Below are 26728 nucleotides of genomic sequence, written 5' to 3'. Positions count from 1 at the left end.
TCAAAGACTGCAATTCATCAGATTGCGCGTGATCCTCCCGCCGCCCGTGAGTGACGGTGCGTCCAACGACCGAAACGATGGGAGGCGACGGTGATCATGATCGGCTGTATAGCTGATCGATCTGAAGTTGTCATCCTCGGAGACAGCGAATGGGCATCATCGTCTGCCCGACACATGGGCGCGCCGTCCTCGCCGAGACTTGCGAGCACATCGCGCAACAGGTCGCGCAAGGACGAACGCCGGACGGTCATCGCCTCCCGATCCCGGGACACCTGTTCGTCTGCGACGCCTGCTTCGATCAACTCGGCTTGGCCGGGCTTGCCGCACCGACAGAGTTGCCAGAAGCGTCGATCGACGTCGATGAGAATGGACTTTGGCCGCTATTCGATGCCGCCCACGATCGTCTGGAGCGCAAGGCCGTGTTCTGCCTCTCGTGCCTGCGTGCGCTCGGTGCCAAGCTATGTTCATGATCCGCTCGCACGGAGCGACCGGACCGCGCATGCGCGTCAGCTAGGACGGAAACGTGCCCACCGTCCGCGCAAGCTGCCGCGCCAACGGCCCCGGCAACGCCTGATCGAAGATGCTGCTCAGCGTGCGGTAGTACCAGATCGTCCCGTCCTTGCCGCCGGTGAAACGTTGCCAGACGGCGTCACCGACCTCGTCGAGGTCGCGCGTGATCGCCTCGGCATTGTCGACCTTGTCGGCGAGCGACACGAGGAGCGATGACACCGGCTTGTGTGGCAGCTTCGCGAGATAGGCTTCCTTGCGGGGACGCCATTCCGGCTTCGGCTCGACCCAGGAATCCGTGCAGTCGGCGACGATCTCGGCGACGCCATCACCGAACCGCCGGCGGATCTCGTCCAGAGTCGGCTGGCCGCCCTGGTCTTCGGCGGCGTCGTGCAGCAGGCCGGCGATCGCCTGCACCTCGGTGCCGCCTGCCGACAGCACCCGGCTGGAGACGCTCAGCAGATGTGCGATGTAGGGCACGTTGCTGCCCTTGCGGAATTGGCTGCGATGCAGCTGCGCTGCATAGACCAGCGCGTCGTCGTAGATGGTCGAGAGTGACATCGGTTTGCTTTCTTCTCCAGGTGATCGCGGATCATCGCCGCAGACGTGAGACGCAGCCGGTCGCGCCGGGGGACATCGCGCGCCAGCATAGCCCACCCGTCGGGCAAATCAGCTGGGCTGCAAGCCAGTATCGGCTGCCTTGCGCTCTCTCGAGCCTGCTGATCGCGAAGCCGGAGCCGTGCGCCCCGCGACGAATTTCTCCAGCGCTTTCAACGCTCGACTCACTGTCCAGTCCTGACCGCAAAAATATTCCTATTTCGCCTTTCCAGAATTCATGCTTCTTATGCCTCATCCCGCCTCGACACGAGGGGCGTATCGCGATCGTCACGACACGCGAGGTGGGGAGGCGATGGCCGCTGGTGAGCCGCAGCGCGTTTTCGGACGTGCCGACGAACGGCTCCTGGCGGACGTGAAGTCGCAGCGTCCTGACACCCCGATGCTGGTGTCACGCCGGCGGTGATGATCCGCCGGTCACGGGGGCAAGACAGCCGGTCCCCGGGGAGACTGCGTATAAGCGTGAAGACCATCGCGCAGGGAATGCCGGATGTCGGCTGAACCTGTGGTGACTGCCGCCTGCTTTTTTGTTGCAGGCGGGCCATGGGTTGCGGCCAGCGCCCGGCATTCCCTGCGCCCTCGTGATCTCGGAGGGCCATCGATCTCCAACGCCTCGGGCGCGCCTGCGCCGCGAGAGGCGCCCTGCTGCGTCGCGTCAGCCGCAGTTCGCAGGAGGATCGAAAGATTACGGGTGTCGGCCAGCGGCCGAAGGTTTTGGTTAATTTTGCCCTGCTAGCTCTGGTGCATTCTTCTCTGACAGTGGATTCGGGACCCCCATGGCTTTCTTCTCCGGCAAGTCGGCTGATCGCGTGCACAACCTCCTGATGGCCGAGCTGTTCGAACGCCATCGCGACGCCATACTGGTGATGTCCGAGGGCAAGATCATCGCCTGCAACGAGAGCGCGGTCCGTTTCGGCGGCTTCCGCAGCAAGCAGGACCTGCTGTCGCGTTCCCCGGCGGCGATGGCCCCGGAAGTCCAGCCCAGCGGCAAGAAATCCGCCGACGTCGTGCGCGAGATGGATGCGAAGGCCAAGCGCGAGGGACACGCCAGCTTCGAATGGACCACCAAGCGTGCCGACGGCAGCCCTGCCCTGGTCCAGATCACCTTGGTGCCGGCCCAGATCGAGGGCAAGACCTACGTCTTCAGCTTCCGCCGCGATCTCTCCGACCTCGTCGCCGCGCGCGAGGAGAAGAAGCGCGCGCTGGAGAAGCTCGCCAAGGATTTCGAGACCACGGTCGGCGGGATCGCCAATGCCATCTCCGGCGCCTCGCGCGAGGTGGAAGCGACGGCGGGGTCGCTGACCGCGACCGCCGATCAGGCCGCCCAGCGCGTGGCGCTGGTGGCCTCGGCGTCGAGCTCGGCCTCGTCGAACGTGCAGTCGGTGGCCGGCGCGACCGAGGAGCTGTCGAGCTCGGTCAGCGAGATCAATCGCCAGGTCGCAACCTCCTCGACCATCGCGGCCGAAGCGGTCGAGGCGTCCTCGCGCACCAACGATCTCGTCAACAGCCTGGCGGACGCCGCTGCCAAGATCGGCGCCGTCACCGACATGATTAACGCGATCGCGAGCCAGACCAATCTCCTCGCCTTGAACGCGACGATCGAGGCGGCGCGCGCCGGTGATGCCGGCCGCGGTTTTGCCGTAGTCGCCTCCGAGGTGAAGAGCCTGTCGAGCCAGACCGCGAAGGCGACCGACGAGATCTCGGCGCATATCAGCGCGATGCAGCGCGCCACCAGCGATACGGTGGCGGCGATCCAGGGCATCGGCGGCACCATCGGCCAGATCAGCGAGATCGCCAAGACGATCGCAACCGCGGTCGATCAGCAGGGTCACGCCACGCAGGAGATCGCCCGCTCGGTGAGCCAGGCCGCCAGCGGCACCCGCGAGGTCGCCACCAATATCGGCTCGGTCAGCCAGACGGTCGAATCCGCCGGCGGCGCCGCGCGGCAGATGCTGGGGGCTGCGGGGCAGCTCGCCAAGCATGCCGACGAGCTGCGCGGCAAGGTGAAGGACTTTTTGACCGCCGTGCAGGCGGCATAGGGCAAGATCGCAGGCTGACAGGTCCGCGATCAGACCGGCTCCGCGACGATGTCGCGGAGCAGTTGTTTGAAACGTGGATAGGATTTTGAAGCTGAGTCGAGCTGGCGACGGCTTCGCGGCCGCAGCTTGCTGTGAGTTGGCAAGCTACCAGCCCCCACCCTCCGCTGTCATCCCGGGCAAGCCTCAGCGGCGCAAAGCGCCGCGGAGGCGCCGACCCGGGATCCATACGCCGCAGCAGATGTGGTGAGACGAGGTCGGAGTTGCCTGCCTGCCGCCACAAACCATCCTGTGGTTATGGATCCCCGCTTTCGCGGGGATGACGGCGGAGAGTGTGGTGCCGACTGAGGCCGATCATCGATAGCAGCAAGACCTTACGTCGGCGACACCGCCGGCTTGCGCCCATAGATCGCGTCCGCCCGCTTCTCGAACGCCGCTGACATCCGCGCGAAGATCGTGTCGAACATCGAGCCCATCAGCATCGCCAGCATGCGGCTCTTGAACTCGTAGGCGATGAAGAACGTCACCTCGCAGACGCCCTGCTCGCGCGGTTCGAAGCTCCAGCGGTTTTCCAGGCTGGAGAACGGCCCGCTGACATATTCGACCAGGATGTTGCGCTTGGCGCGATCCAGCGTGACGCGGCTGGTGAAGGTCTCCTTCACCAGCTTGAACGACACCGTCATGTCGGCGACGACGACCTCGGTGCCGTCAGGCTTCGCATTGCGCTGGCGCACCACCAGCTTCTCGCACAGCGGCACGAATTCGGGATAGCGCTCGACATCGGCGACGAGGTCGAACATCTGGTCGGCCGTGTGCGCGACACGGCGCTTGTTGGAAAATCTCGGCATCTCGTCTCGATCAGCGCGCGAGCGCGTCGCGCGCGGCCTTCAGCTTGGCAAAATCCTCGCCGGCGTGGTGGGAGGAGCGTGTCAGCGGGCTGGCCGACACCATCAGGAAGCCCTTGGTGTAGGCGACGGTCTCGTAGTTGGAGAACTCCTCCGGCGTGACGTAGCTCATCACGGCGTGATGTTTCTTGGTCGGCTGCAGATACTGCCCAATGGTGAGGAAATCGACCTCGGCCGAACGCAGATCGTCCATCACCTGCAGCACCTCGTGGCGCTGCTCGCCGAGGCCGACCATGATGCCGGACTTGGTGAAGATGGCGGGGTCGATCTCCTTGACCCGCTGCAGCAGCCGGATCGAGTGGAAGTAGCGTGCGCCCGGGCGGACCGAGAGATAGCGCGACGGCACGGTCTCGAGATTGTGGTTGAAGACATCGGGCTTGGCGGCGACGACCTGCTCCAGCGCGCCGTCCTTGCGCAGGAAGTCGGGCGTCAGGACCTCGATCGTGGTGGTCGGGCACTTCGCGCGGATGGCACGGATGGTCGCCGCGATATGGGCGGCGCCGCCATCGGCGAGATCGTCGCGGTCGACCGAGGTGACGACGACATGGGTCAGCCCGAGCTTGAAGGTGGCCTCGGCGACATGCTCGGGCTCACCGGCGTCGAGTGCGGCGGGCATGCCGGTCTTGACGTTGCAGAAGGCGCAGGCCCGCGTGCAGGTGTCGCCCATGATCATGAAGGTCGCGTGCTTCTTGTCCCAGCACTCGCCGATGTTCGGGCAGCCGGCCTCCTCGCACACGGTGACGAGGCCGTTCTCGTGGACGATGTTGCGGGTGTCGGCGTAGCCGCGGGTGGTCGGCGCCTTGACTCGGATCCAGCTGGGCTTGGCCGGCGAGACCGAGTCCGGCCGGTTCACCTTCTCCGGGTGACGGGGGCGCAGCGGCGTGTTCGCGTTGATGTCGACGATGGTGACCATGGGGACCTAGCAAAGCTCTGTTGCGCCCTAGCTATTCCGTGCCGGGCTGCGCCGCAACCGGCTGGCCGAGGATACCAGGGCATGGCAGATATGGGCAGCGCGGAACCGCGCGGATCGCGGCGGAATTCTTCAAGAATGGCGCAAAAACCGGCAAGAACCTCCGGAGTTTCCCGGCCCTCGCGCGCAGCGGCAGGCAAGCGGCTGACGCGGGCGTTCTTCGCCCGCGACGTGCTTGAAGTGGCGCCTGGCCTGATCGGGGCGACGTTCCTGGTCGATGGCGTCGGCGGCGTGATCGTCGAGGTCGAGGCCTATCACCACACCGACCCGGCGGCGCATTCGTTCCGCGGCCCGACACCGCGCAACCAGGTGATGTTCGGCCCGCCCGGCTTTGCCTATGTCTACCGCTCCTACGGCATCCATTGGTGCGTGAACTTCGTCTGCGAGCCCGAGGGCTCGGCCAGCGCGGTCTTGATCCGGGCGATCGAGCCGACGCTCGGCATCGACGAGATGCAGCGGCGGCGCGGGCTGGAGGACGTGCGGATGCTGTGCTCGGGGCCGGGCAAGCTCACGGAAGCGATGGGCTTGACGATCGCGCACAACGCCCTGCCCCTCGATGCTCCCCCGATCGAGCTGTTCGCGCGCCCGGATGATGTCGAGGTCGTCACCGGCGTCCGCATCGGCATCACCAAGGCTGTCGAGAAGCCCTGGCGCTTCGGCCTGAAGGGCTCGCGGTTTGTCAGCAAGCCGTTTCCGCCGTCATCGCGAGGAGCGTAAGCGACGAAGCGATCCAGGGGCTGCGCGTGGGACCCTGGATTGCTTCGCTGCGCTCGCAATGACGCGGAGGGCGCTTCGCGTCAGACTCCCTGCAGCCGCGACAGCGCCTCCTGGAACTTGGCCTTGCGGGCGAGCGCCGCCTCGCGCTTCTCCTTCTCCTCCTCGACGAGCTCCTCGGGCGCGTTGGCGACGAACTTCTCATTGCCGAGCTTCTTGTCGACGCGCTCGATGTCGGCCTCGGCCTTGGCAATTTCTTTCCCAAGGCGGGTGCGCTCGGCGGCGAGATCGACGACGCCCTTGAGCGGCAGCGCGGCCACCTCGCCGCGGACGACGAGCTGGGCGGAGCCTTCGGGCGCGGTGTCCGCGAAGGAGATGTCCGACAGCCGCGCGAGGCGCTTGATCACCTCGCTCCAGCGCGGCGCGCGGTCACGGGTCTCCGCGGAGGCACCGACGAGGGCGAGCGGCATCAGGGTCGCCGGCGGGATGTTCATCTCGGCGCGGACCGAGCGGATCGCGGTGACGAGATCGACCACCCAACCGATCTCGGCCTCGGCCGCCTCGTCCTTGAAGCTGGCGGCGTCGAACGAGACCAGCACCGGCGGCACCAGCGGATCGCCGAAGCTCGCGGCCGACAACGCCGCGATCTCGGCGACCGTCGGCGTATCGACACGATGAGGCCAGGGCGCCAGCGTCAGCAGGCTCTCACGCTTCGCCGTCGACTCCCACAGCGCCTCGGTGATGAAGGGCATGAACGGATGCAATAGCTTGAGGATCTCATCGCGCGCCCAGGCGACCATCGCCTTGGTCTCGTCCTTAGCGGGCATCTCTTCGCCGAGCAAGGTCGGCTTGGAGAGCTCGACATACCAGTCGCAATAGACGTCCCAGACAAAGCGGTAGATCGCGTTGGCCGCGTCGTTGAAGCGATAGGCCTCCAGCGCCTCGGTGACCTCGCGGGTGGCGGCGGCCGCCTCATGGGCGATCCAACGGTTCAGCGTCTCCTTGGCGGAGGCCGGATCGAAGCCCTCGGGCACGGTGCAGCCGTTCATCTCGGCGAAGCGGCTGGCGTTCCAGAGCTTGTTGGCAAACTTGCGGTAGCCCTCGACGCGCTGCGTCGACAGCTTGATGTCGCGGCCTTGGGCAGCCATCGCAGCCAAGGTGAAGCGCAGCGCGTCGGCGCCGTGCTCGTCGATCAGCGCCAGGGGATCGATGACGTTGCCCTTCGACTTCGACATCTTGGCGCCCTTCTCGTCGCGGACGAGCGCGTGGATGTAGACGGTCGAGAACGGCACCTCCTTCATGAAATGGAGGCCCATCATCATCATCCGGGCGACCCAGAAGAAGATAATGTCGAAGCCGGTGACCAGCACGTTGGTCGGGTAGTAGCGCTTCACCTCCGGCGTATCGTCGGGCCAGCCGAGCGTCGAGAACGGCCACAGTGCCGAGGAGAACCAGGTGTCGAGCACGTCCTCGTCACGCGTGATGAAGCCCTCGCGCTTGTTGCGGTCGAGCGCCATCTCACGGCCCTGCTCCGCCGTGATGACCTCCTGCTCGACATAGTAGCCGATGGCGTGACCGACCGCCTCCTCCTCGGTCTCGGCAACGAACACCTTGCCGTCGGGTCCGTACCAGGCCGGGATCTGATGGCCCCACCACAGCTGGCGCGAGATGCACCAGGGCTGGATGTTTTCCATCCACTCGAAGTAGGTCTTCTCCCAGTTGCGCGGCACGAACGTCGTCGCGCCCGAGCGCACGGCCGCGATCGCCGGCTGCGCCAGGGTCTTGGCGTCGACGTACCACTGGTCGGTCAGATACGGCTCGATCACGACGCCGGAGCGGTCGCCATGCGGCACCATGTGCGTGTTGGGCTCGATGCGCTCGAGGAAGCCGAAGGCTTCCAGCCGCTCCAGGATCTTCTTGCGCGCGGCGAAGCGCTCGATGCCGTGGAACTCCTTCGCAAACTCCTCGGAGCCCTCCGGCAGGCCGCGCAGATAGTCCTCGTTGTCGACCAGCGCGATACAGCCCTCGCGGTCGAGGATGCTGATCTGCGGCAAGCCATGGCGGCGGCCGACCTCGAAGTCGTTGAAGTCGTGCGCCGGCGTGATCTTGACCGCGCCGGTGCCCTTCTCCGGATCGGAATAGGTATCGGCCACGATCGGAATCTCGCGCCCGACCAGCGGCAGGATGACGCGCTTGCCGACGAGATGCTGGTAGCGCTCGTCATCGGGATGCACGGCGACCGCGCTGTCGCCGAGCATGGTCTCGGGACGCGTGGTGGCGACGACGATGAAGCTCGCGGGATCCTCGGGACTGAAGGTCTTGCCCTCGATCGGATAGCGCAGGTACCAGAGGTTGCCCTTGACCTCGATCTGCTGGACCTCGAGGTCCGAGATCGCCGTCAAAAGCTTGGGGTCCCAGTTGACCAGCCGCTTGTCCTTGTAGATCAGGCCGGCGCGGTGCAGCTCGACGAACACCTTCACGACGGCCTTGGAAAGGCCCTCGTCCATGGTGAAGCGCTCGCGGCCCCAGTCGCAGGACGCGCCGAGGCGCTTGAGCTGGTTGATGATGGTGCCGCCACTCTCGTCCTTCCATTGCCAGACGCGCTCGAGAAACTTCTCGCGACCCATCTCGCGGCGGCCCGGCTGCTGGCGCTCCATCAGCTGGCGCTCGACCACCATCTGGGTGGCGATGCCGGCATGGTCGGTGCCCGGCTGCCACAGCACGTCGCGGCCGCGCATGCGCTCGAACCGGCACAGTATGTCCTGCAGCGTGTTGTTGAGGGCGTGCCCCATGTGCAGCGAGCCGGTGACGTTCGGCGGCGGGATGACGATGGTGAAGGGATCGGCGTCGCGGCGGTCGGGGCGGCCGGCGGAGAACGCGCGCGCATCCTCCCAGACCAGGGACATGCGGCCTTCGAGGTCGGCGGGCTGGTAATTCTTATCGATCATGACGTTTCCCAGCTGGCGCGCGGCCGGCTGTCCAATTCGGAAGGTGGCGGAACTTGTCCCGGTCTGCGGTCGCGACCTGAAAAAGCTCGCGCAAGCTGTTGGTGCTTGGGCTCTTTTCGGACTGATGTCCGGCCGCGGATCGCGCTCTCAAGAGAGCGTTTCCCCGATCCGTCGGGCAGCATCAGCTTGTCATGGCTAGAAAGCCGCCGCCGCTCGCCAAGTCAACAGCGTCGGCAAACATTGAGGTCAGCGGGTCCCGGCGGCAACTCACGGCGGCCCTCGAACCGGGACGCCGACGTCCGCAAGATGTCAGCGGCCGCGCGACACGCGCTCGATCTCCGCCTTGACGATCCGCTCGACCAGCGCCGGCAGATTGTCATCCAGCCAGGATTTGAGCATCGGCCGCAGCATCTCCTTGACGAGATCCTCCAGCGTCCGGGCATTGTTGCTCAGCACGGTGTTGGCCAGCGCATTGAACGCAGATTCCACGGCATTCACCGTCTGCGGCGCCAGGATCGGCTGCTTCGGCGCCACCGGCTCAAAGGCGGAGTCGAAGCTTGCAGCCTTCTTGTTCACCCGTCCGGCCTCGATGAATTCGATGTCGTCCTGCGGCTCCACCTTCTTGAATGAAGCCGCGGCGGGGGCTGGGGCGGGTGCTGGAGCAGGTGTCGGTGGGGCCACGGCCATGTCGTCCGTCAACTCGAGTACTTCTGGTTCCGGCTCGGGCTCCGGCTCTGGCGCCCGAGCTTCTACGGCCGGAGTCGTTTCATCCAAACCCGCCAGCAATGCGTCAATGTCGTCCTGGCTGTTGCTGGCAGCTGCAGCTGGTGGCGGCGCAGGCGCCGGCTTCGCCGGCGCGATCTTCGACGGCGGAATGTCGTTCATGACCGGCTTCGGCGCGGCAGCAGCCGCCGGCTTCTCGGCCTTGACCGGCTCCGGCGCGGCAGCCTTCTCGGCCGCCGCCGGCTTGCCCTCGTCATCGGCAATGATACGCCGGATCGACGCCAGAATCTCCTCCATGGAGGGTTCTTGGACCTTCGCAGGCTGCGTCATTTCCGACTCCAAATCAGCGACGCTGCCGCACGAACCGGCGCAGCGCAAAAGTCTCGGGCGCCGGATCCAAGTGGCGTGAACTTCTCAACGGACATGCCGACTTGTCTCCAGACGAGGCCAGATCGATGCAAAACAACAGAACGATACTGTCCATGTCGACGTCTATTCTTGGAAGAACATCCGACGTAGTCCGAATCGTTCGGCGGCCATTTTGAGGCTATGTCATGGCAACAAATGAATGCAAGCAACGCCCGCCGCGAACCGGTGGAGCACGGAGCTCGCCGGTGAAGCGTCGCCCATTCATCACAACCTGAACATGTGCCATAAAAAAATCCCCCGGCCAAGGACCGGGGGATGCGTCTCGACGTTAAGAATGAACTAACGACCATCCGGCGTCCGGACACCCGCCCAGTTGTCGCGGACCTGCTGGTAGTGGACGGAGGGGTCATAAGTCGACGTTGGCAGGTTCAGCACCTGCGGGGACAGTCGCCCGACGGTCTGAAGTACCGAGTAGGATGCGACCACGCGATCGTGCTGTGCGTTCACCAGCGAGTTTCGCGCATTGACCAGTGCCTGCTGAGCGTTGAGGACATCCAGCGTAGTCCGCTGACCCGCCTTGGCCTCCTCGCGCACGCCGTTCAAGGCGATCTCGGAGGCCGCCACCTGGGCCTGCGCCGACTGAACCTGAGCCTTGCCCGCGAGCAGCTTGCCCCAGGCAGATACCACGTCGGAGCGAGCCTGATCACGCGTCTGCTCCAGGACCAGACGCTGCTGCGCCAACGACTCCTTGGACTGCCGGATCAGCGAATATTCAGCCCCACCGTTGTAGATCGGGACGGTCAGCGACGCGATAGCCGACGCGCTGAACCCTTTATAGGATTGCAGGCTCGCCTCATAACCCTGCTGGGCCTGAGCCTGGACGTTGACGGTCGGCAGCAGCGCACCTTCCTTGATCTTCGTGTCAAGATACTGGACGTCGATGCCGTACATCGCCGAGGTCACGCTCGGGTTTTCCGTCAGGGCCGTTTCGACCGACTGCTGCAGGGACGGCGGCAAGTAACGATCGACAGGAGCGCCCGGCGCCAAGTTCTGGGGATCGTTTCCAATGATTCGGCGGAAGTTCGAGCGGGTCGCGGTGAGTTGGGCCTCTGCCGTGAGCTGCTGCGTGCGGCCGGCGGCGAGCTGAGCCTCGGATTGCGCGACGTCGGTGCGGGTGACTTCGCCGACATTGAACCGATCGCGGGTCTGCTTGAGCGTCTGCTCCAGCACCCGCGTGTTGCTGCGCTGGACCTCGACGATCGCCGCATCGCGCAGATAGTCCATGTAGATCGTCGCCGCCTGCAGCAGCACCTGCTGTTCCAGAACGCGCAGAGCCTCGCGTTGCGCCGACACGCTCGCCTCGGCCTTGCGGACGCCGTTTCCCGTCTGATTGCCGTTATAGAGGTTCTGGTTGACGGTCAGACCGACGCTGCGGGGCCTCTGTACGCCGTTAACGGCCGTCGTCCCCGGCGCCGCCTGCAAGTCCGTGTACTGAATACCCGCCGTCGCAGTCAGGTTGACCTTCGGCCGATACCCAGACAGCGCTTGCGGCACGCTTTCGTCGACCGCACGAACCTGGGCCCGCGACGCGTTCAGTTGCGGGTTGTTCTGATAGGCGCGCACCAGCGCAGCCTCGATCGTGTCGGCCAGCGCAGGCGTCGGGCCTACACAAGCCATCACGAGAACCGCAGCCGCCGCTGCGGTGACGACCTTCACCCCAAACATCCCTGTTCCATTCATTTTGTTACCGGCTCGAACGCCAGAGCCGGGCCGTAACCTGTTAATGAGACTCCCGCGCACCTCGCACCTTATTCCCCATGCAAGCGCAACGGAACCACCCTAGCCTGGAACTGATGCTGAAAACTGTCAACGTGCAGCATCCGGGCCACACTTCTGATTTAAAACAGAATTTTGCCGGACCGAGGCCGCCGGAACGACTCGGAGCGTCCGCACTCCGCCAGCGGCGTGCAGCGAAGTCCAGCAGCTCTCGACAGATTCGTCCGATGCTTAGAACACGAATTCGGGCAGCCGTTCGAGACCGGGAATGACCGGGGCCGCGGCGTCGAACAGCACCCTGCTGCCGATGTCACCATGCGATCGCGTAAAGATCATGGCGCGCGCTGGCGTCGTCTTGGCGAACACACCGAGCAGCCGGCCGCCTTCCTTGAGCTGCCGGCAAAGACCGTCCACCGCCACCTCTGTGGCCCCATTCAGCAGGATCACGTCGAATCTGGCATCGGCCGGGTCGCCCTGCCCGGCAGGCGCGACGCGAATCGTGACCGGGCAACCGTCGACGCCGGCCAGCAGCTGCTTGGCCCGACCTTCGAGTGCCGGATCAACCTCCGTCGCCGTGACGCTCCCAGCAAGCTTCGCGGCCAGAGCCGCCAGATAGCCGGTCGCACAGCCGACGACGAGCACGCTGTCGGTCGGCTTGATCTCGGCCGCCTGCAGCAGCTTCCCAATCAACATCGGCTTGATGAGAAAGCGTTTGGCAGCCCCCGGCTCGGACACGTCGAGGTCCTGATCCAGATAGGCCAGCGCCTGACGATCGGCCGGAACGTAGGCTTCTCGCGGCACGGTCAGCAACGCATCGAGCACGCGGTGATCGGTCACGTCGTTGGTCCGAACCTGACCATCGACCATTTTCTGGCGCGCCGTCGCGAATGAAGACATGAGCAGACCTGCAAGCAAAAGGAATGAACCGCGAAGCGGTCTGCGCGATCTTTTGGTACAAGGCTCCCGAAAAGGCAACACAGGGGTTCACAGGGGGCCCCCCTGCCCGCCGAATGCGCACGCGATCGCCGGCGGCCGGGCGACCGACTATTCGATCACGACCGCCAGGCGCCCGATCAGTTGCACGATCTCGTCCAGCTGATGGGAATCACCGCCGGTGACCGCCGCCGCCAGCCGCGTCAGGCACTCGTCGTCGCTGAGACGCTCCACCTGGTCGGGAATCAGCGAAGGTGCTGAGACCGCTTGGGTGAACTGGATGATGGTGTTGGGCATACGCGACACTCCATGACTGCGGGCACAGGGTGGTTCCTTCCAACTATCGGTGGCGGTTTACTCCCCTCCAAGTGAAATTCCTGTCATCCATCTGTGGGCGGATCGTGCCCACCGATCGGTCAGAGCCAAGATAACTCTCTGTTTTGCCGCAGCTTTGTCATCCGACGCGCAATCGTCGCAAAGATGCGATTTCGTCCTATGCAAGGCCAAAAGGCTTTGTTATACGCAGCGCCGTTCGCGGAGCTTTGCTTCGCTTGTTCCTCGGTAGCTCAGCGGTAGAGCATTCGACTGTTAATCGAATGGTCGCTGGTTCGAATCCAGCCCGGGGAGCCATTCTGGCGGTGCCGAATGGCTCTACTTCCCCCCTCCTCCCTCCATCTTCTTTTTCAATCCGCTGGTTTTCTGAACGCGGCGGACTGCGATGACGTGCGAGTCGTCCGGCAGGGCCAGCCCGGGTCGCCTTGACGCCACATCGGCGGTCGGGCAAGCGAGGGTCCTTTCCCGCAAAAGACGGCCCAAATGCCCATTTCCGATCATCTCAAGGCCGTCCGGAGCAAGATCGGCCACGATCTCCTGGCCACGACAGCGGTTTCGATCTCGGTGTTCGATGACGCCGGCCGCATTCTGCTGGGCCACGACGCCGAAACCGGCCTCTGGACCCTGCCGGGCGGAGCGATCGATCCGAATGAGCACCCGGCCGATGCGGCGATTCGCGAATGCTTCGAAGAGACGGGTCTGCTGGTCCGGCCGCAACGCCTGCTCGGCGTGTTCGGCGGCCCTGAATTCCTGATTCGCTATCCGAACGGCGATCTCACCTACTACACAGTCGTCGCCTTCGAGGCCGTGATCGTCGGCGGCGAGCTCACGCCTGATGGTGAAGAAATCGCAAGTCTGCGATTCGCCGATCGCAACGAGTGGACGCAGCTTCCGATCTCTCCATCGAGCCGCATCATCTCGCGGCAGGCGCTCGATCGCTCGCCCGTCCCCTATTTCGCCGCTCCGACCTGGCGGCCCGAAAGCTAGGTCCGGGACAGAGCCGTTGGATCCCGTCGCTGCGCTGCTGATGCTGCTGGCTGGCCTGCTCCACGCCGGCTGGCATGCCATCGTCAAGACCGGCAGCGGCCTCGCCATTCTGGCAGGCATGGGACTGGTGAGCAGCGTGGTCACGCTGCCCTTCCTGTTTTTCGTCCCGTTTCCGGCGGCGGCGACCTGGCCGATCCTCGCAGCTTCGCTCGCCCTTCACGCCGGCTACAAGGCGAGCCTCGCGACAGCCTACCGCTCTGGCGATCTGGGACGCGCCTATCCAATTGCGCGCGGTACCGTTCCGTTGTTTGCCACGCTGTTCGCCTCTCTCGCGCTTCAGCAAATGCCGTCGGCTGGTCAATTGGCCGGAATTGCCGTGATCGTCATTGGCATCATCGGCCTGGCGCTCGACCGGCGCCACGGCCCGATCGATCGTCGCCCGTTCGCGGCAGCGACCTGTGCCGCTGCGCTGGTGGCGGCTTATTCGGTGATCGATGCCTGGGGCACGAGACAGGCCGCAGGTTGGGCGTCGTTTACGGCCTGGCTGATCGTGCTCGACAGCATGGCTTTCTTCATTGTCGCTGCGATGTTCCAAGGTCGGACCATCGTCGTCGCGATGCGTGATGCCTTCATGCCGGTGGTGATCGCCGGACTTCTCGGGCTCACCTCGTTTGCCGTGTTCCTATGGGCACTGAGCCGCAATCCAATTGCGAGCGTCGTGGCGTTCCGCGAGTGCAGCGTGGTGTTCGCAACATTGATTGCGGTGCTCGTCTTGAAAGAACGGGCAACGCCGCGACGCCTCTGCTGCGCCGCGCTCGTCGCGGCCGGGCTCGTGATCATCGCGCTGCTCAAGCCGACCTGACACTGTTCGTTGCCCCAACTGTTCGCTGTGCACACGACGGTTCCATGTTCACATCGTGTTGCACAAAACAGCGGGATTCTTGCCACGGCGATCCGTAAAACTCCTGGTTGCAAATCGGAGGCAACTAATTCAGTGTTAACTACTTTGTCATTTTTGAGTCCGAGATATTTGTTCTCGTAGCGTGCGAGTCCTTCAGTCCAGCTGATACTGAGGTGGCCCATGCCTACCGTACTAATTATTGATGATGATTACGCAACGCGTGCGGCGCTGGAGACATTGCTGAAGAAGAAGAAATTCTGCGTTTTTCTCGCGCCGGACGGACCGACCGGAATTCGATTGATAGGCAGTGTTTCGTTCGATGCAGTGGTGATCGACATGTTCATGCCCGGAATGGATGGAATTGCAACGATCCGCGAGCTGATCAAGATCGATCCGACCGTGCCGTTCATCGCGATCTCAGGCTACGCATTCACCGACAGGAAACAAGGCGCTCCCGATTTCCTCGGCATGGCCATCAGGCTCGGAGCGACGGCTGCGCTGCAGAAGCCGTTTGACATTCTCGACCTGCTCGACTCCATCGATCGCGCGATCGAGGTGCGTCAGAAATTGTTGGCCGACGCTCCGCAACCACTCTCGGCAGACACATCGGTCAGGAGGGCTTCATGACGAACATCCTGGTCGTCGACGACGAAGTCGGCGTCGTCTGCGTCCTCCAACATCTTCTCGTTCGCGAGGGATACGCCGTGACCGCGATGACCGATGGCCGGCAGGCAATCGACGCGGTCACACGCGACGATTTCGCGGCTGCCCTGATCGATCTCAACCTCGCCGATATGGACGGCGGCGATGTGATCCGGGCGGCTCGCGCCGCCAGACCGAACATGCCCATCGTGATGATGTCGGGCATGGTGCTGGAATCCGGATGTGGAGCATCCGATGTCTTCGGGCTCTCCGCCATAGCGAGCGGCCTTCACCGTCTGCCGAAGCCGTTCAAGCCGAAAGACCTGTCGCAATTGATGCGGGACATTCTCGGTTACGAGACGGGACCGGCCGCTGAGGCAGCGAACCCGAGACAGCAGGTCGCTTGACGCGGCGACGCCGCACGCACGACGCGAGCAGCAGGTTCAGAAGCAGGTTGAGCGTCGAACGTGGCGCGGCCCTGTCGCATGCGGCAATTCGCCGTCCGTAGCGTGCGCTCATGTGTCACCCTCCTCATATCCAGACACCGGCCCAGCCGATGCAACGAGGCAAGCTTGGGACAACAAAGTTCCGGGAGATGTGACGTCGTTCACACCGGAGCGTCGCGGATCGAGGTACCGTCTCAGGAACGAAAGAGACTGGTAACCAATTGGGTCGTTCATCCGTGATGATTCAAATTTGAGCGATCCGCTCAAACCGGACAAAATGGAGTTTTGCGATCGTGGCTCGCAGTTGACGCGAGGGTGCGATGAGCGAAGCCGAATACGAGTTGTTGATGGATGTAGTGAGAACGGCTATTGCGCCTGAGCCCGAGACAGATTCCATGACCCGCTTGTTTTCGTTTCCGTATCCCCCCAAGGCCGCCAACGACAATCATGGCGCCTGGCCGCTGATCCCGTTTCCGGACGGCTGGAGCGCGGCCTGCTGATTCGCGTCCGCGCGTGGTGACCGGACGTGCAGCGATCACGCGGTGACGTCTACACATCTCAGCCCCGGTGACATGGCGGCGACATCCGCTCGCCGCCATGTCGCTTGAGTCGCCTATTTCTTGAGGGCGAAGACCCAGACTACGCCGCCTTGCGGCACGTTGTCCTCCAGACCGGTATTGCCCTTGGCCAGCGCATCCTGGATGCGCTGTGCGTCGACGCCCCAGCCCGATTGCACCGCAATGTACTGCGTGCCGTCGACCTCATAGGCGACCGGCATGCCCATGATTCCGGAGTTCGTCTTCTGCTCCCACAGCAGTTCGCCGGTCTTGGCATGGAAGGCGCGGAACATCCGGTCGTTGGTGCCGCCGACCAGAACGAGATCACCCGCGGTCGCGGTGACCGAGCCGAACAAGTGAGATTTCGGGAAGTTGTGCGACCAGACCTTCTTGCCACTCGCCGGATCCCACGCCTGAAGCTCGCCGAAATGGTCGGCACCGGGCCGCACCGTCAGCCCGATGTCCTCGGCCTTGGTGCCGAGCCAGAGCTGCCCTGGAACGAGCGGCAGCTTTTCGCCGGTGAAGCCGCCACAGAAGTTCTCGTTCGCCGGCACATAGACGAACCGAGTCTTCTGGCTGTAGGCAGCTGATGGCCAGTCCTTGCCTCCCCACAACGACGGACAGAAGTCGACCCGCTTGCCGAGCGTCGGCTTATGCGCGGGATCGACGATCGGCCGTCCTGTTTCCGGCTCGATGCCTTTCCACACATCGGTGTGCACGAAGGTCCAGCCGTTGACGTAGTTGATGCGCTCCGGCGTACGCTCGAGCACCCAGAAGATTGCATCGCGGCCGGGATGGATCAGGCTCTTGAAGCTGCGGCCGTCGCGCTGCAGGTCGACCAGCATCGGCGCGTCGACCTCGTCCCAGTCCCATGAGTCGTTCTGGTGATACTGGAAGTGCGTCTTGATCTTGCCTGTCGCCGGATCCAGCGCAATCACCGAGCTGGTGTAGAGATTGTCGCCGGGATGCAGATTGCCGGGCCACGGCGCGGCATTGCCGACGCCCCAATAGACCGTCTTGGTATCCTTGTCGTAGGTGCCGGTCATCCAGGCCGAGCCGCCGCCGTTCTTCCAGTCGTCGCCGCTCCAGGTGTCGTGTCCCGGTTCGCCCTCGCCGGGGATCGTGAAGGTGCGCCACAGTTCCTTGCCGTCCTCGGCATCATAAGCGGCGACATAGCCGCGCACGCCGAACTCGCCGCCGGAGCCGCCGACCATCACCTTGCCGTCCACGATGAGCGGCATCAGCGTGAGATACTGCCCTTTCTTGTAGTCCTGGACCTTCTTGTCCCACAGCACCTTGCCGGTCTTGGCGTCGAGCGCAACGAGATGATCGTCGGTCGTTGCGAGATAGAGCTTGTCCTGCCACAGCCCGACGCCGCGATTGGTCGGATGCAACTGGAACAGATCATCGGGGAGCTCGCGCTTGTAGCGCCAGTACTGATCACCGGTCTTGGCGTTGAGCGCGATCACCTGCCCCATTGGCGTGGTGATGAACATCACGCCATTGTTGACCAGCGGCGGCGCCTCGTGGCCCTCGATCACGCCGGTGGCGAAAGTCCAGACCGGCACCATGCCCTTGACGTTAGTGGTGTTGATCTGATCGAGCGGGCTGTAGCCCTGGCCGTCATAGGTGCGGCGGTAGAGCATCCAGTTGCCGGGCTCGGGATTCTCGAGCCGCGCGGGCGTGACCGGACTGTAGGACTCGATGGGACCGGCAACTGCGGCAGGCGCCGCGAGACAGGTGAATGCGACGGCGCTCGATAGGAGCCATTGCTTGATCGTCGTGGACGTGATGGACATGGACAAACCTCCCCTGCTTCGTTGTTCGCTTCTTTGCCCGTCGTGATGATGTTCACGAGGATGCGGTCGTGACGATGCGAGTTCCGATAGGCACACGAGATCTCATCAGCCCTGCTGGCCACCTACCTTTCCGATGAAGGGGGCGGCAACGACCAGCATGCCATCCTTGATGACGAGCGGCAGCGCAGCCAATCGCCGTGGCGCGGGGCCGAACACGACCTGCGCGCCTCGCCGCGGGTCGTATTCGGAGTTGTGGCACATGCATTTGAAGACGTCGTCGGCGCCCTCAGAGGCCTTGATCCAGGCCGTCACCGGACATCCGGCGTGCGAGCAGATCGCCGAATAGGCCACGATCCCCTCGGCCGCACGCGAGCGCGTGTCGTCGTCGAGCTCGCCCGGATCGAGCCTGATGACCAAGATCTCATTCAGACGAGACCCATCGCGAACGACCGCATTCGCCGCATCCTTGGGCCAGGCGTGAACCGGTGGACCTCCGGATTTCAAATCATCAGGCGTGATCGTCTGACCTTCGCGGGTTCCTTCCGAGAACACGAGCACGTCGCCTTTTTGCGGCCGCTTCTCCTTGCGAGGATCGTCGTCATCGGCCGCGGCACGCGCGACGGATGCGCAAGCGGCAAGCGTGCCGAGAACCACCGAACGGCGCGTCGGGTGATCGTCCATCGTTGCTCTTTGCGTGAGATGTGGTGTGAGTTCAGGAAGTGCTGCTCTTCAGCCCGTCTCCCGCAGCGCACCCTGACATAGAATAATTAGAACAACACAACCTGACCAAATCAAGGCGCGCTGCGCGATTTCGCCGCGATCTTTCCAACAATCGTCGCTGCTGCGCGTCATTGCGGATGCAGCAGTCGGGCTGCACAAGGCCACTTATCGCCTGTGTTCTCTAGGGCCGTCGTCGAAGCTCTCGTGGTCGCTCGATGAGGGTGTCAGCCGTTGCGCCAGCGGCGTGATGACGGAGCGAGGCTCGGCACTCGGCGGCACGGATGTTCGGGCTGAGAAGTGCATGGGCCATGTGAACATCACAACGGCCAGCTGCGCAGCCAGATCACAACCCGACGCGGATGGATATCCGGTCGCGGCACGAATCCAGCCGCCCGAGCGCTGTCACGTTGACAGGAGACCTTCCACAGGCGGAAGGTTTAGCGCTTGCATCAACACCTGGGATTGCCTAGAGAATTCAGCCATGAGGCCATGTGGCGGAGTGGTTACGCAGCGGTCTGCAAAACCGTTTACACCAGTTCAATTCTGGTCGTGGCCTCCACTCAATCAAATCAAGCGGTTAGACCATCCGTGACGCCGGGGCGCCGGCGTTACACGGGCAGGTCGTCGATGCCGCCGGGATAGGCGGCCTGGGTTCGCGGCCAAGCCACCACCTCCCCGCGCCCGCCTGCCGACACATTGGCCCGATCAGCGCTTGACCGCCCGGCCAAGCGCGGCGCGTAATCCCGGAACTGCACCACATTGGTCTTTTCCGCTTCCTGCATGGCTCTCATCCTTTTCCATGCTGCAATGCAAGAAGCGTACCCCCGGTTCCTAAAGCCGGCGTTTACGGCGGCGCCAATCCGGCTTGCCACGGGGCTTGGGTCGCGGCGTCAGCTCCGGATGGGCCTTTTCCACCTCCTGATACCGCTTCAGCATGCGCTCGAAGCTCGCTTCGAGGGTCGCCGCGATCTCAGGGCGCCGTTCCAGGGCCGCCATCAGCAGGCCAGCCGCCTCGATCGTCGATAGCCCGTCGCTGCGCGGCTCGCGCCGCAGGTGCCCATAGCGCGAGGGACGGCGCGGGCCGAGGATCACGCGCTGGCACTTCAGCATCCAGGGATTGCGCCACCACAGCGCCTTGGCCTGGCTCCAGGTGCCGTCGAGCAGGATGACGCCCTCGATGGATTTGAGGATGCCGCGCTGGTTCTCGGCGACCTCGCCCTTGCGGGTCAGCGCGACGACCTCGCTCTCGGGATCGAGCTCGGCCGCCTTGGCCGACCCGAGATAGAGGATAGCCCAGCGAGCGGGATCATCGATGGGCCGGCCCAGCGCCTTGGCGAGGCTCGGCCAGGACAGTCCGACCTTCACCACGGCATTCTCGAAGTGCTGCGCGGCGAGCCGAGCCGTGCCGAGCGCGCGGTCCTGCTCCTGCGGATGCTGCAGGATCAGGAGCCCGAGCCGGCTCTCCAGCGGCGTGACGCTGTCGCAGATGCACAGCGGCAGCGGCTTCTGGCAATGCGGGCAATCGGGCGGCGGCTCGGCGGCGAGCGGCGGGTGGTCGTGGGGCTGGTCGGACATGGCGCGCCTATACGCGCCCATGGCGACCACCACAACGGCTCATTCGGCGGGAGCGGCCAACGGCTCCGGCGCGGAGCGGCGGCGCAGGCGGTCGATCAGCAGGTAGATGACCGGCGTCGTGTAGAGCGTCAGGATCTGTGACACCAGGAGTCCGCCGATGATGGTGATGCCGAGCGGCCGGCGCAGCTCGGTGCCGGGACCGGTCGCGACCACCAGCGGCAGGCCGGCGAACAGCGCCGCCAAGGTGGTCATCAGGATCGGGCGGAAGCGCACCCGGCAGGCCTCGAAGATCGCATCCGCCGAGGACATACCATGCTGGCGCTCGGCCTCGAGCGCGAAGTCGACCAGCATGATGCCGTTCTTCTTGACGATGCCGATCAGGAGGATGATGCCGACGAAGGCGATCACGGTCAGCGGCGTATTGGTGACCTGCAACGCCAAGAGCGCGCCGAGCCCCGCGGACGGCAAGGTCGAGATGATGGTCAGCGGATGCGCCAGGCTCTCATAGAGCACGCCGAGCACGATATACATCGCGGCCAGCGCGAACAGGATCAGCAGCGGCTGGCGGCCGCTGCCTTTGTTGAAGTCGCCGGCATTGCCGTCGAAGCCGCCGCGGATGCCCTCGGGCATGTGCAACTCGTCGACCGCGCGCTGGACATTGGCGGTCGCGGCCTCCAGGGGCACGTCCGGCAGCAGGTTGAACGAGACGGTGGTCGACGGGAATGATTGCGAGTGGAAGACCGCGAGCGGCGACAGGCCGCGCTCGGCCTTGACCAGCGCCGACAACGGGACCTGCGCGTCCCCTGCCCCCGCGACATAGATGCGATCGAGATTTGACGGATCGGTCTGGAATTTCGGATCGATCTCCAGCACCACCATGTACTGGTTGCGCTGGCTGTAGATGATCGAGATCTGGCGCTGCGCGAACGCGTTGTTGAGTGCGTTGTCGATGTCCTGGACGCGGACGCCGAGGCTCGACGCCTTCTGCCGGTCGATCTTGAGCGCAAGCTGCAGCCCGCCGGGATCGCGGTCGCTGGAAATGTCGGTGATGCCCTCCACCGTCTCCAGCCGCTTGGCGACGATGGGCGCCCATTTCTGCAGGAGATCGAGGTCGGGGCTGCTCAGCGTATACTGATAGTCGGAATCGCTCTGCCGGCCGCCGGTGCGCACGTCCTGCGCGGCGAACATGAACAGCCGAATGCCGGGCACCATGGCAAGGCTGCGGCGCAGCCGGTTGATCACGAGCTCCGTGGAGACGCCGTCGCGCTCCGCGGGCGGCTTGAGGTTGATGAACATCGTGCCGCGGTTCGAGGTGGCGCCGCCCGGCCCGCCGCCGCCGCCGATAGTCGAGCCGAGCCCAGCCACGGCCGGATCGGCCATCACGATATCGGCGAGCCGCTGCTGCAGGCCGAGCATCGACTGGAACGAGATGTCCGCCGAGGCGCGCGTCGCGCCGATGATGAAGCCGGAATCGTCGGTCGGGAAATAGCCCTTGGGCACCTTGATGTAGAGCGTCACCGTCAGCGCGATCGTGGCGAAGAAGACGATCAGGGTCAGGAACGGGTAGAGCAGCACGCCGCGCAAGGTCCAGGCGTAGAAGCGCACCATGCCTGACAGCGTGCCCTCGATGATCCGGTCGAACCAGGTGGCGCGGTCGGACAGCGTCTCCTTGATGTAGTGCGCGCAGATCATCGGCGTCACCGTCAGCGACACCAGGGTCGACACCACGATGGCAAAGGTCAGCGTCAGCGAGAATTCGCGCAGCAGGCGGCCAACCACGCCGTCCATGAAGATCAGCGGCACGAAGGCCGCGATCAGCGACAGGCTGATCGACAGCACCGTGAAGCCGATTTGCCGGGCGCCATCGAGCGCGGCGCGCATCGGCGACAGGCCATGTTCGAGATTGCGGTACATGTTCTCGATCATCACGATGGCGTCGTCGACGACGAAGCCGACGGAGATCGCGAGCGCCATCAGCGAGAGATTGTCGATCGAGAAGCCGGCGAGCCACATCGCGGCACAGGTGCCGGCCAGCGCCAGCGGCACCGAGACGCCGGCCGCGACCGTCGGGACGAGACGGCGGAGGAACACGAACACGACGACCATCACCAGCACGGCGGTCGCCAGCAGGGTCCATTGCATGTCCTCGACCGAGGCGCGGATGGTGCCGGTGCGGTCGATGAGAGTCGAGATCTCGATGCCGGCCGGTATCCACTGCTTGAGCTCGGGGATCAGCGCCTTGACGCGGTCGACGGTCTCGATGACGTTGGCATCACCCTGCTTGGCGATCTGGATCAGCACCGCCGGCTGCTTGTTGAACCAGGCGATCGAGCGCACGTTGCGCACGGAGTCTTCGACATCGGCGACGTCGGACAGGCACACGAAGCTGCCATTGCTGCTCTTGATCAGGATGTCGCGGAATTCGGCCGCCGTGCGCATCTGCCGGTTGACCGCGATGGTCTCGCTCTGCCGCCCGCCCTCGAAGATGCCGACCGGGCCGATCGGATTGGCGTTGACGATGGCGGTCCTGACGTCGTCGGTCGCAATGCCGGCGTTCGCGAGCGACACCGGATTGAGCGCGATCCGAACCGCCGGCTGGTCGGCGCCGCTGACGGTGACGTTGCCGACACCTGGCACCTGGAACAGCCGCTGTGCCAGCACGGTGTCGGCGACGTCGTACATCGCGCTCGGCGTCATCGTCTTCGAGGTGAGCGCCAGCACGAACACGGGCGCGGCCGCCGTGTTCGCCTTGCGGAAGCGAGGCAGCGCCGGAAGATCGCTCGGGAGATCCGACAGCGAGGCGTTGATCGCCGCTTGCACGTCCCGCGCCGCCTTGTCGATGTCGCGGCCGATCGAGAACTGAATCTGGATGTTGGTGGTGCCGAGCGAGCTCGTCGAGGTGATCTGGTCGACGCCCGCGATCTCGCCGAGCCGTCGCTCCAACGGCGCTGCGACCGTCGCCGCCATGACCGATGGATCGGCGCCGGGCCGCGAGGCGCTGACGAAGATCGAGGGGAAATCCACATTCGGCACCGGCGCGACGGGCAGGAAGATGTAGGCGACGATCCCGATCAGGAACAGGCCGATCGAGAGCAGCGTGGTGCCGACCGGCCGGCGGATGAACGGCTCGGAAATCGAGGCCATCACTGGATGCCTTCGGTGGCGCCCGCGATCGGTGGCGACGGCAGGTCCGGCGCAGGCGGCAGCGCGCGCTCGAAGCGGCGGTTGATGCGGTCGAGCGCGAGATAGATCACCGGCGTCGTGTACAGCGTCAGCAGCTGGCTCAGCAGCAGGCCGCCGATGATGGAGATGCCGAGCGGGAAGCGCAGTTCCGAGCCGGTGCCGCTCTCGATCGCCAGCGGCAGCGCGCCGAACAGCGCGGCCAGCGTCGTCATCATGATCGGGCGGAAGCGCAGCAGGCAGGCCTGCACGATCGCGTCGGTCGGCGTGCGGTTCTCGTGCCGCTCGGCCTCCAGCGCGAAGTCGATCATCATGATCGCGTTCTTCTTGACGATGCCCATCAAGAGGATGATGCCGATCAGGCCGATGACCGACAGATCCTGTCCAAACAGCATCAGCGCCAGGATGGCGCCGACGCCGGCGGAAGGCAGCGTCGAGAGGATCGTAATCGGGTGGATGTAGCTCTCATAAAGCACGCCGAGCACGATATAGATCGTGATCACGGCGGCGAGCAGCAGCCAGGGTTGCCCGGCGAGCGACTTGGCAAACTCGGCGGCATCGCCCGAGTACACGCCGATGATGCTGCCGGGCATGCCGATACGGGTCTCGGTCGCATGCAGCGCGTCCACCGCCTCGCTCAGCGCGGCGCCGGGCGCGAGGTTGAAGCTGAGCGACACCGCCGGGAATTGCGCCTGGTGCGAGATCGCGAGCGGCGTCGTGGTGCGCTTGAGCGTCGCCACCGCCGACAGCGGCACCTGTCCCCCTGCTCCCGGCAGATAGAGCTTGGACAGGATCGAGGGATCGCGCTGATACATCGGCAGCGCCTCCAGCACCACGCGGTACTGGTTGGCCTGGCCGTAGATGGTGGAGATCTGGCGCTGCGCGAAGGCATCGTTGAGCGTGTCGGTCACGGCCTGCAGGCTGACACCGAGTTGGCCGGCACGCTGGCGGTCGATCGTCAGCTCGGCCCGCAGGCCGCCCTCCTGCGCCTCCGAGGAGACGTCACGGAACAGCGGATCGCGCCGCATCTCGGCAACGAGCTGCCGCGCCCATTTCGAGACCTCGGCGGCATCGGCGCCGGTCAGCGTGTACTGATATTGCGAGCGGCTCGCCTGCGTCGAGATCTGTACGTCCTGGACCGGCTGGAAGTACACGGTCATGCCGGGGACGCCGGAGATCTTCTGCTTCAGCCGTTCGATCACCTCGGCCACGCCGTCCTTGCGTTCGCCGAGCGGCTTCAAGGTCAGGACCAGCCGGCCGACATTGGTGGTCGGGTTGACCGAGCCGGCGCCGATCACCGAGACGACGCCGACTACGTCGGGATCGGCCTGGATCGCGGCAGAGATCTCGGACTGGCGCCGGCTCATCTCCGCGAACGACACGTCCGGCCCCGCCTCCGTCACGGCGGTGATCGAGCCGGTGTCCTGCATCGGCAGGAAGCCCTTCGGCGCGACGATGTAGAGCGCCAGGGTCGCCGCAAGCGTTGCGAAGGTCACCACCAGCGTTTCGGTCTGGCGGTCCAGCACCCACAGCAGGCTGCGGTGATAGACGGCGATGGTGCGGTCGATGAAGCGGCTGATGGCGTTCAGCCCCGGCAGCACCCATTCCTCGTTGGCGTGCTTGAGCAGCCGCGAGCACATCATCGGCGTCAGGGTCAGTGACACCACGGCGGATGTCACCACGGCGATCGTGAGCGTCAGTGCGAACTCGCGGAACATGCGGCCGACGAGCCCGGACATGAACAAAAGCGGGATGAACACCGCGATCAGCGACACCGTCAGCGAGATCACCGTGAACCCGATCTCGCGCGCGCCTGTTAGCGAGGCGCTCATCGCGCTCTCGCCATTCTCCATGTGGCGCACGATGTTCTCGATCATCACGATCGCATCGTCGACGACGAAGCCGGTGCCGATCGTCAGCGCCATCAGCGACAGGTTGTCGAGGCTGAAGCCGGCGAAATACATGATGCCGAAGCTCGTGATCAGCGACAGCGGCAGCGCAACGCCGGCAATGATCGTGGCGCGCATCGAGCGCAGGAACAGCAGCACCACCAGCGTCACGAGCACGACGCTCAGCACCAGGGTGAATTGCACGTCATGCACCGAGGCGCGGATCGTCACCGTGCGGTCGCTGACGATGGCGAGCTTGACGCCGGCAGGGATCGTCCGCTGCAGCTTGGGAATCTCGGCCCGGATCTGCCGGACGACCTCGATGACATTGGCGCCGGGCTGGCGCTGGATATCGAGGATCACGGCCGGCACGCCCTGGTACCATCCGCCGGTGCGATCGTTCTCCAGCCCATCGACGATGGTGGCGACGTCGCCGATCGTGACCGGCGAGCCGTTGCGATAGGCGATGATGATCGGCTTGTAGGCGTCGGCGGCGCCGATCTGGTCGTTGGCGGTGATCAGATAGGCCTGCTGCGCGCCGTCGAGCGAGCCCTTCGGCCCCGAGACGTTGGCGCCGGCGATCGCCGCGCGCAGATCTTCCATCGAGATGCCGTAGGCGGCGAGCCTCGCCAGATCGGCCTGCACGCGCACCGCCGGCTTCAATCCGCCGAGCACCGAGACCCGGCCCACACCGGACACCTGGCTCAGCCGCTGCGCCAGGATGGTGTCGGCCATGTCGCTCATCGCGCGCAGGGACACCGTGTCGGACGTCAGCGCCAGCGTCATGACAGGCGCGTCGGCCGGATTGACCTTGGCGTAGGTCGGCGGATAGGGCAACGTCTTCGGCAGCACGCCGGCGGCGGCGTTGATGGCGGCCTGCACGTCCTGCGTGGCGCCGTCGATGTCGCGTCCGAGATCGAACTGCAGCGAGATCTGGCTGACGCCGAACGAGCTCGTGGAGTTCATCACCGACAGCGACGGAATCTGACCGAGCTGCCGTTCCAGCGGCGCCGTGATCAGCGATGCGATCACGTCGGGGCTGGCGCCCGGCAACTGCGTTGTGACCTGCACCGTCGGGAAGTCGACCTGCGGCAACGCCGACACCGGCAATGCGAGATAGCCGAGCAGACCGCCGATCAGGAGCGCGACGCCGAGCAGCGACGTCGCGATCGGCCGGCGGATGAAGGGTTCGGAGACGCTCAT

22 protein-coding genes and 2 tRNA genes are annotated in these 26728 nt (G+C 64.8%); 10 read left to right on the top strand and 14 right to left on the bottom strand.

The genetic code is table 11. The features are described 5' to 3' along the window. Nucleotides 1-149 precede the first annotated feature (149 nt). Entirely contained in the window at nucleotides 150-470 is a 321-nt protein-coding gene (locus tag ACQR0Z_RS17685; protein WP_434858854.1) for a hypothetical protein, read from the top strand. A 40-nt stretch (nucleotides 471-510) separates the two neighbouring features. On the opposite strand, the gene ACQR0Z_RS17680 is transcribed toward ACQR0Z_RS17685, so the two are convergent. Further along, nucleotides 511-1068: an HD domain-containing protein gene (locus tag ACQR0Z_RS17680; protein WP_434919499.1), complete on the bottom strand. Its 558-nt coding sequence runs from the start codon at nucleotides 1066-1068 to the stop codon at nucleotides 511-513. A gap of 830 nt (nucleotides 1069-1898) precedes the next feature. Here ACQR0Z_RS17680 and ACQR0Z_RS17675 point away from each other — a divergent pair. Continuing rightward, nucleotides 1899-3161, top strand: coding sequence for a methyl-accepting chemotaxis protein (locus ACQR0Z_RS17675; RefSeq protein ID WP_434919498.1), 1263 nt, complete (start codon nucleotides 1899-1901; stop codon nucleotides 3159-3161). A gap of 371 nt (nucleotides 3162-3532) precedes the next feature. Here the strand turns inward: ACQR0Z_RS17675 and ACQR0Z_RS17670 are convergent, their stop codons facing one another. Together ACQR0Z_RS17670 and lipA are read right to left on the bottom strand one after the other, a co-directional pair. After that, nucleotides 3533-4006 carry a type II toxin-antitoxin system RatA family toxin gene (locus ACQR0Z_RS17670; protein WP_434919497.1) on the bottom strand — a complete coding sequence of 158 codons (474 nt, stop codon included), beginning with the start codon at nucleotides 4004-4006 and terminating at the stop codon, nucleotides 3533-3535. Nucleotides 4007-4016: 10 nt separating this feature from the next. Continuing rightward, nucleotides 4017-4976 (bottom strand): lipoyl synthase, encoded by a 960-nt coding sequence (lipA, locus tag ACQR0Z_RS17665; protein WP_434919496.1) that lies wholly within the window; start codon nucleotides 4974-4976, stop codon nucleotides 4017-4019. A 135-nt stretch (nucleotides 4977-5111) separates the two neighbouring features. On the opposite strand from lipA, the gene ACQR0Z_RS17660 reads away from it, so the two are divergent. Then, nucleotides 5112-5750, top strand: coding sequence for a DNA-3-methyladenine glycosylase (locus tag ACQR0Z_RS17660; RefSeq protein ID WP_434919495.1), 639 nt, complete (start codon nucleotides 5112-5114; stop codon nucleotides 5748-5750). A gap of 80 nt (nucleotides 5751-5830) precedes the next feature. On the opposite strand, the gene ACQR0Z_RS17655 is transcribed toward ACQR0Z_RS17660, so the two are convergent. From ACQR0Z_RS17655 to ACQR0Z_RS17635, 5 genes are all read right to left on the bottom strand, one after another. Then, on the bottom strand, nucleotides 5831-8695 hold the full coding sequence (locus ACQR0Z_RS17655) for a valine--tRNA ligase (RefSeq protein WP_434919494.1): 2865 nt from the start codon (nucleotides 8693-8695) through the stop codon (nucleotides 5831-5833). A 309-nt stretch (nucleotides 8696-9004) separates the two neighbouring features. Next, complete coding sequence (locus ACQR0Z_RS17650) at nucleotides 9005-9748, bottom strand: PopZ family protein (RefSeq protein WP_434859243.1); 744 nt, start codon at nucleotides 9746-9748, stop codon at nucleotides 9005-9007. Between the two features lie 378 nt (nucleotides 9749-10126). Beyond that, nucleotides 10127-11512 (bottom strand): TolC family outer membrane protein, encoded by a 1386-nt coding sequence (locus tag ACQR0Z_RS17645; protein ID WP_434858861.1) that lies wholly within the window; start codon nucleotides 11510-11512, stop codon nucleotides 10127-10129. Between the two features lie 282 nt (nucleotides 11513-11794). Then, the gene (locus ACQR0Z_RS17640; RefSeq protein ID WP_434919493.1) at nucleotides 11795-12460 is read right to left on the bottom strand and encodes a protein-L-isoaspartate O-methyltransferase family protein; all 666 of its coding nucleotides are present in this window, start codon (nucleotides 12458-12460) and stop codon (nucleotides 11795-11797) included. A 147-nt stretch (nucleotides 12461-12607) separates the two neighbouring features. Next, entirely contained in the window at nucleotides 12608-12793 is a 186-nt protein-coding gene (locus ACQR0Z_RS17635) for a hypothetical protein (protein WP_434858863.1), read from the bottom strand. 258 nt (nucleotides 12794-13051) lie between these two features. Here ACQR0Z_RS17635 and ACQR0Z_RS17630 point away from each other — a divergent pair. The 6 genes from ACQR0Z_RS17630 to ACQR0Z_RS17605 all read left to right on the top strand — a co-directional run bounded on the left by ACQR0Z_RS17630 (nucleotide 13052) and on the right by ACQR0Z_RS17605 (nucleotide 16305). Beyond that, nucleotides 13052-13126, top strand: a tRNA-Asn gene (locus ACQR0Z_RS17630). A gap of 186 nt (nucleotides 13127-13312) precedes the next feature. Continuing rightward, nucleotides 13313-13816, top strand: a complete 504-nt coding sequence (locus tag ACQR0Z_RS17625; RefSeq protein WP_434858864.1) for an NUDIX domain-containing protein — start codon at nucleotides 13313-13315, stop codon at nucleotides 13814-13816. A gap of 16 nt (nucleotides 13817-13832) precedes the next feature. Continuing rightward, nucleotides 13833-14678 carry a GRP family sugar transporter gene (locus ACQR0Z_RS17620; protein ID WP_434858865.1) on the top strand — a complete coding sequence of 282 codons (846 nt, stop codon included), beginning with the start codon at nucleotides 13833-13835 and terminating at the stop codon, nucleotides 14676-14678. Between the two features lie 219 nt (nucleotides 14679-14897). Further along, complete coding sequence (locus ACQR0Z_RS17615; RefSeq protein ID WP_434919492.1) at nucleotides 14898-15344, top strand: response regulator; 447 nt, start codon at nucleotides 14898-14900, stop codon at nucleotides 15342-15344. Then, on the top strand, nucleotides 15341-15766 hold the full coding sequence (locus ACQR0Z_RS17610; protein ID WP_434858867.1) for a response regulator: 426 nt from the start codon (nucleotides 15341-15343) through the stop codon (nucleotides 15764-15766). Before ACQR0Z_RS17615 ends, ACQR0Z_RS17610 begins: the two co-directional genes overlap by 4 nt. Nucleotides 15767-16125: 359 nt before the next feature. Then, entirely contained in the window at nucleotides 16126-16305 is a 180-nt protein-coding gene (locus ACQR0Z_RS17605) for a hypothetical protein (RefSeq protein ID WP_434877429.1), read from the top strand. 113 nt (nucleotides 16306-16418) lie between these two features. On the opposite strand, the gene ACQR0Z_RS17600 is transcribed toward ACQR0Z_RS17605, so the two are convergent. Together ACQR0Z_RS17600 and ACQR0Z_RS17595 are read right to left on the bottom strand one after the other, a co-directional pair. Further along, the gene (locus tag ACQR0Z_RS17600) at nucleotides 16419-18161 is read right to left on the bottom strand and encodes a methanol/ethanol family PQQ-dependent dehydrogenase (protein WP_434919491.1); all 1743 of its coding nucleotides are present in this window, start codon (nucleotides 18159-18161) and stop codon (nucleotides 16419-16421) included. Between the two features lie 105 nt (nucleotides 18162-18266). Continuing rightward, nucleotides 18267-18842: a ubiquinol-cytochrome c reductase iron-sulfur subunit gene (locus ACQR0Z_RS17595; RefSeq protein WP_434877427.1), complete on the bottom strand. Its 576-nt coding sequence runs from the start codon at nucleotides 18840-18842 to the stop codon at nucleotides 18267-18269. 524 nt (nucleotides 18843-19366) lie between these two features. Between ACQR0Z_RS17595 and ACQR0Z_RS17590 the strand changes: the two genes are divergently transcribed. Next, nucleotides 19367-19440: transfer RNA gene (locus ACQR0Z_RS17590), tRNA-Cys, on the top strand. A gap of 49 nt (nucleotides 19441-19489) precedes the next feature. Here ACQR0Z_RS17590 and ACQR0Z_RS17585 read toward each other — a convergent pair. The 4 genes from ACQR0Z_RS17585 to ACQR0Z_RS17570 are packed head-to-tail and all read right to left on the bottom strand — an operon-like array spanning nucleotide 19490 to nucleotide 26728. Beyond that, entirely contained in the window at nucleotides 19490-19663 is a 174-nt protein-coding gene (locus ACQR0Z_RS17585; RefSeq protein ID WP_434877336.1) for a hypothetical protein, read from the bottom strand. 49 nt (nucleotides 19664-19712) lie between these two features. After that, on the bottom strand, nucleotides 19713-20456 hold the full coding sequence (locus ACQR0Z_RS17580; protein ID WP_434919490.1) for a tRNA-uridine aminocarboxypropyltransferase: 744 nt from the start codon (nucleotides 20454-20456) through the stop codon (nucleotides 19713-19715). 39 nt (nucleotides 20457-20495) lie between these two features. Then, nucleotides 20496-23600, bottom strand: coding sequence for an efflux RND transporter permease subunit (locus ACQR0Z_RS17575; protein WP_434919489.1), 3105 nt, complete (start codon nucleotides 23598-23600; stop codon nucleotides 20496-20498). Further along, nucleotides 23600-26728 carry an efflux RND transporter permease subunit gene (locus tag ACQR0Z_RS17570; protein ID WP_434919488.1) on the bottom strand — a complete coding sequence of 1043 codons (3129 nt, stop codon included), beginning with the start codon at nucleotides 26726-26728 and terminating at the stop codon, nucleotides 23600-23602. The genes ACQR0Z_RS17575 and ACQR0Z_RS17570 overlap by 1 nt, the downstream gene beginning before the upstream one ends.

It is taken from the genome of Bradyrhizobium sp. HKCCYLS3077 (assembly GCF_051167555.1).
In the GTDB taxonomy this organism is placed as follows: domain Bacteria; phylum Pseudomonadota; class Alphaproteobacteria; order Rhizobiales; family Xanthobacteraceae; genus Bradyrhizobium.
This window is presented reverse-complemented; position numbering and strand designations above follow the sequence as displayed.

Coding starts and splice junctions, on each gene's coding strand:
- ACQR0Z_RS17685 (WP_434858854.1), top strand. CDS start 150: ATGGGCATCATCGTCTGCCCGACACATGGGCGCGCCGTCCTCGCCGAG.
- ACQR0Z_RS17680 (WP_434919499.1), bottom strand. CDS start 1,068: ATGTCACTCTCGACCATCTACGACGACGCGCTGGTCTATGCAGCGCAG.
- ACQR0Z_RS17675 (WP_434919498.1), top strand. CDS start 1,899: ATGGCTTTCTTCTCCGGCAAGTCGGCTGATCGCGTGCACAACCTCCTG.
- ACQR0Z_RS17670 (WP_434919497.1), bottom strand. CDS start 4,006: ATGCCGAGATTTTCCAACAAGCGCCGTGTCGCGCACACGGCCGACCAG.
- lipA (WP_434919496.1), bottom strand. CDS start 4,976: ATGGTCACCATCGTCGACATCAACGCGAACACGCCGCTGCGCCCCCGT.
- ACQR0Z_RS17660 (WP_434919495.1), top strand. CDS start 5,112: ATGGCGCAAAAACCGGCAAGAACCTCCGGAGTTTCCCGGCCCTCGCGC.
- ACQR0Z_RS17655 (WP_434919494.1), bottom strand. CDS start 8,695: ATGATCGATAAGAATTACCAGCCCGCCGACCTCGAAGGCCGCATGTCC.
- ACQR0Z_RS17650 (WP_434859243.1), bottom strand. CDS start 9,748: ATGACGCAGCCTGCGAAGGTCCAAGAACCCTCCATGGAGGAGATTCTG.
- ACQR0Z_RS17645 (WP_434858861.1), bottom strand. CDS start 11,512: ATGTTTGGGGTGAAGGTCGTCACCGCAGCGGCGGCTGCGGTTCTCGTG.
- ACQR0Z_RS17640 (WP_434919493.1), bottom strand. CDS start 12,460: ATGTCTTCATTCGCGACGGCGCGCCAGAAAATGGTCGATGGTCAGGTT.
- ACQR0Z_RS17635 (WP_434858863.1), bottom strand. CDS start 12,793: ATGCCCAACACCATCATCCAGTTCACCCAAGCGGTCTCAGCACCTTCG.
- ACQR0Z_RS17625 (WP_434858864.1), top strand. CDS start 13,313: ATGCCCATTTCCGATCATCTCAAGGCCGTCCGGAGCAAGATCGGCCAC.
- ACQR0Z_RS17615 (WP_434919492.1), top strand. CDS start 14,898: ATGCCTACCGTACTAATTATTGATGATGATTACGCAACGCGTGCGGCG.
- ACQR0Z_RS17610 (WP_434858867.1), top strand. CDS start 15,341: ATGACGAACATCCTGGTCGTCGACGACGAAGTCGGCGTCGTCTGCGTC.
- ACQR0Z_RS17605 (WP_434877429.1), top strand. CDS start 16,126: ATGAGCGAAGCCGAATACGAGTTGTTGATGGATGTAGTGAGAACGGCT.
- ACQR0Z_RS17600 (WP_434919491.1), bottom strand. CDS start 18,161: ATGTCCATCACGTCCACGACGATCAAGCAATGGCTCCTATCGAGCGCC.
- ACQR0Z_RS17595 (WP_434877427.1), bottom strand. CDS start 18,842: ATGGACGATCACCCGACGCGCCGTTCGGTGGTTCTCGGCACGCTTGCC.
- ACQR0Z_RS17585 (WP_434877336.1), bottom strand. CDS start 19,663: ATGCAGGAAGCGGAAAAGACCAATGTGGTGCAGTTCCGGGATTACGCG.
- ACQR0Z_RS17580 (WP_434919490.1), bottom strand. CDS start 20,456: ATGTCCGACCAGCCCCACGACCACCCGCCGCTCGCCGCCGAGCCGCCG.
- ACQR0Z_RS17575 (WP_434919489.1), bottom strand. CDS start 23,600: ATGGCCTCGATTTCCGAGCCGTTCATCCGCCGGCCGGTCGGCACCACG.
- ACQR0Z_RS17570 (WP_434919488.1), bottom strand. CDS start 26,728: ATGAGCGTCTCCGAACCCTTCATCCGCCGGCCGATCGCGACGTCGCTG.